The following is a 3,900-nucleotide window of genomic DNA, read 5'->3' on the forward strand; positions in this document are numbered from 1 at the left end:
TCTTCGTACTGCTTTCGGGCTTTTTGTGCAGATTCGGTTTCCGCCACTTCGGCCACCGGCACATCCCACCAGCCTTCATATCCGGGTACTTTCTGCTCCTTGTCCACATTTACCACAATCACCTGCGTTTTGTCCGCCTTGAAACAGGCCTGCAGCGCTTTCTCCAGCTCCTGGTAGCTCGCTGCGGTGTGAACCCCCACCCCGTAACTCTGCGCATTCTTCACAAAATCCATCGGAAGGGTCGGCCCCTCCAGCTGGCTGGACCCCTCATCACGATACCGGTAGTTGGTGCCAAAGGCCTGCGAGCCCACCGACTCCGACAGCGAACCGATACTGCCATACCCGCGGTTGTCCAGCAGCACCACGGTCATCTTTATGCCTTCCTGGATCGCCGTAATCAGCTCCGAGGAGAGCATCTGGTAGGACCCGTCGCCCACCATCACAACCACCCGCTTGTCGGGCCTGGCCATCTTCACCCCCAGCCCCCCGGCAATCTCGTACCCCATCGTGGAATACCCGTACTCCAGGTGGTAGCCGCCCGGCTGATAGGCCTTCCAGAGTTTATGCAGGTCTCCCGGAAGGCTTCCCGCCGCACAGATGACCACCGAATCCTCCCCGGCCGCCTCGTTGACTATCCCAATCACATTGGGCTGCTGCAGCTGGTCGGTGGCCGGCAGGTGCGTCACCCGGTCAAGCTCCTCGGCCCACTGCTGTTTGCGCCCGGCAATCGTTGCCTGGTACGACCCGCTGGTTTCATAGGCGTCCAGGGCCTCCTCCAGCATGCCCAGGGTGACCCCGGCATCGCCGATGAGCGATAAGGCCGAGAGCTTATGCGCATCCATCGCGTTGACGTTGATGCTGACAAATTTGACATCCGGGTGCTGGAACTGGCTCTTCGAGGAGGTCGTAAAATCGCTTAACCGCGTGCCGATCAAAATCACCACATCCGCCTCTGCAGCCGTTTTATTCGATGCTAAACTACCGGTCGCCCCCACCGGCCCCAGGTTGAGCGGGTGATCGAACGGCAGGCTGCTTTTGCCCGCCTGGGTTTCCCCAACCGGAATACCCGTGCGATCCACAACTGTTTTGAGCGCCTCGGTCGCTTCACTGTACAATACCCCGCCGCCGGCAATAATGAAGGGTTGTTCGGCCTGCCGGATCAGTGTGGCCGCCTGCCGGAAGGCCCCTTCATCCGGGCGGTTTCTCGGGATCCGCCACACCCGCTTTTCAAAAAGGTCGGTGTTGTATTCATGAGCTTCGGTCTGTACATCCTGCGGCAGGCACAGGGTCACCGCACCGGTCTCGGCGGGGGAGGTTAATACCCGCATCGCCTCCAGCATCGACCAGGGAAGCTGATCGGGCCGGTTGATCCGGTCCCAGTACCGGGAGACCGGCTGGAAAGCATTATTCACCGATATATCCTGGCTCATCGGATGCTCCAGCTGCTGAAGCACCGGCCCCACGTTGCGGCGGGCAAAATAATCACTCGGCAGCAGCAGCAGCGGGATCCGGTTGATCGTCGCCGTGGCCGCACCGGTCACCATATTGGTCGCTCCCGGGCCAATCGAGGAGGCGCAGGCAAAGGCCTGCAAGCGGTTGCTCGCCTTGGCATAGGCAATACTGGTATGGGTCATCGCCTGCTCGTTGCGGCACAGGTAGTAGGGCATCTGCGGGTACTGATGCAGCGCCTGGGCAATCCCGGCCACATTGCCGTGGCCAAAAATACCCCACACCCCTTTGATAAACGGATATTCAACCCCATCGCGGTGTACATACTGCTGGTGTAAGAATCGGATCAGCGCCTGGGCGGTCGTTAGTTTGGTTGTCGTACTCATATTATCGATCTCTTTGATTGGGTATGATTATGCAGAAACATCCTTTTGGCGGACTACTTTGCCGATCGACTCAGCCATCTCCAGGGGCCCCGAATCTTTCGGGTAGAGCATATTGCGGCCGATCATCGTCCCGCGAACCTGCCGGCCGGTGTCCATCGCCCGGCGAATATTTTCAAGAAACTCTTCCTTGGAGTGGCTCTTGCCTCCTCCCAAAATCACCATGGGAAGGCTCGTGGAGCCCACCACCCGGTCAAACTGTTCGGTATAAGGAATTTTCAGCCACACATTCCGGCTGCTGTCCCCCAACGCCGAGCACACACTCATCAGCTGAATGAGTTTTTCCGGATCGGCATCCACCCTGTATCCGTTTCCCGTCGGCACAACCGGCAGCGGCTCTATAAAAATCGGACGGTCGATCGTGTTCATATCCCGGATCCCATCGGCGCAGTACCGGATGGTGTTCAGGGAGCGCTCATCGTCCATATGCACCCGAAGCAGCATCTTGGCAGCATCAAGCCCGTATTGAACGCACGTGCTTGCATTCGGGCCGGTCATCGGATCGTCCAGCTCCCAGGCCGACCCGGGAAGCCCGCCCCGGTTCAAACTGGCAATCAGCAGTTTGTTGTCCAAAAATCCTTCGCCAGCCTCGCTCTTCAGGCCATGCAGGATCAGCAGATCCTCCACAATATCCATCGAGCCCAGCACCCCGTCCACCCAGTCGGACTGCAGGATCTGCATCAGCCGCCCCAGCAGGTCCTGCCGGTCGGCCATCGCCAACGCATCATCCCCGGCTTTCAGGCTCCCGCGGGCCGGGTGATCGGCCGCCACAATATTCAGAGGGTCGGTTTGAACAAACCCCTCCCGACGCACACGCCCGGAAGCCACAGCCAGGGCATACCCCGGGTTGCGCAGCCGGGTCTCGGTGATCCGGGCAAACAGATTCGAGGGTAATATCTTTTCTTTACTGAAGGAACTCATAGTCCACCATGTTGTTTTAAAAATGTTTGAATGTCATCTTGGGTAGGCATAAAATTGGCACACCCGTGCTGGGTCACCAGGTAGGCCCCGCATGCGTTGGCAAACCGGGCCGCCTTGGCCCACTCCCAGCCGTTTAAAAATCCATACAGCAACCCCCCGGCAAACCCGTCGCCGGCCCCAAGCGTGTTGACCACCTGCACCGGAAACCCGGGAACATGAACCCTTTCATCCCCCGGTTGTTCAACCATGTAGCACCCGTCGGTCCCTGATTTCTGAAACAGCCGCTTCGGGCCTTTGCCCAACAGCGTGCGAATGCTCTCGGCCAGGTCCGCCTCCACGCTGGATTCGTTCACCTGGGAGTGCTGGATTTCGGCCTTGCCGGACCCCTTATAGGCCGCGGCTTTAATCTCGGTATCCGTGCCAATCACATAATCAACACAGGGTAGCACCGAGCGGACGGCCGCCCCAAAGGTTTGAACATCCGGCCACTGATCGGCCCGGAAATCTATATCCAAAAACACCGCCACACCGCGTTCTGATGCGATCTCTGCCGCATACGCCGTGGCGCTGCGGGAGGGCTCTTTACTGAGTCCGGTTCCGCTGATCAGCAGGGCCCTGAACTTCTCAATCGGGATCTGCTGAACGTCCCCGATCGTTAAGGCGATATCCGCGCAGTTATCGCGGTAGTAAACCAGCGGAAACTTGTCCGGGGGTTCAATCCCTAAAATCACCGCACTGCTTCGCCGCCCCGGCTTGCGTACCGTATACCGCCGGTCAATGCCTTCGTTGTCGAGAAAGTGAAGGATAAAATCGCCCACCGGATCCTCACCCACCCCGGTAAACAGCGAAGATTTCACGCCCAGCCGGCGGGCCGCCGTACTGATGTTGGTCGGACAGCCCCCCACAAAGGCCGAAAACCCGGTGATCTGCTCAAACGGGGCCCCGATATCATTGGAGTACAGGTCAATGCAGCTGCGGCCCATGCACAGAAGATCGTAGGATGGCTGCTCACTCATTCGCCCGCAAATTCAGGTTGCGTGTTTACATCACTCCAGGACCGCTCCATCGAAGGATCCAGGGTCGCCAT

The 3,900-nt window shown here is 58.9% G+C and carries 3 protein-coding genes; all 3 read right to left on the reverse strand.

The genetic code is table 11. The annotated features are described in order from the left end of the window. Positions 1-1,835 (reverse strand): 3D-(3,5/4)-trihydroxycyclohexane-1,2-dione acylhydrolase (decyclizing) (iolD, locus tag L6773_RS20940; protein WP_237856629.1); only part of this gene is annotated, 1,835 nt, incomplete at its 3' end. A gap of 27 nt (positions 1,836-1,862) precedes the next feature. Further along, complete coding sequence (locus tag L6773_RS20945) at positions 1,863-2,813, reverse strand: Cgl0159 family (beta/alpha)8-fold protein (RefSeq protein ID WP_237856630.1); 951 nt, start codon at positions 2,811-2,813, stop codon at positions 1,863-1,865. After that, positions 2,810-3,829 carry a 5-dehydro-2-deoxygluconokinase gene (iolC, locus tag L6773_RS20950; protein WP_237856631.1) on the reverse strand — a complete coding sequence of 340 codons (1,020 nt, stop codon included), beginning with the start codon at positions 3,827-3,829 and terminating at the stop codon, positions 2,810-2,812. The genes L6773_RS20945 and iolC overlap by 4 nt, the downstream gene beginning before the upstream one ends. Between the last annotated feature and the right edge of the window lie 71 nt (positions 3,830-3,900).

It is taken from the genome of Rhodohalobacter sulfatireducens, assembly GCF_022012475.1.
Classification (GTDB): domain Bacteria; phylum Bacteroidota; class Rhodothermia; order Balneolales; family Balneolaceae; genus Rhodohalobacter; species Rhodohalobacter sulfatireducens.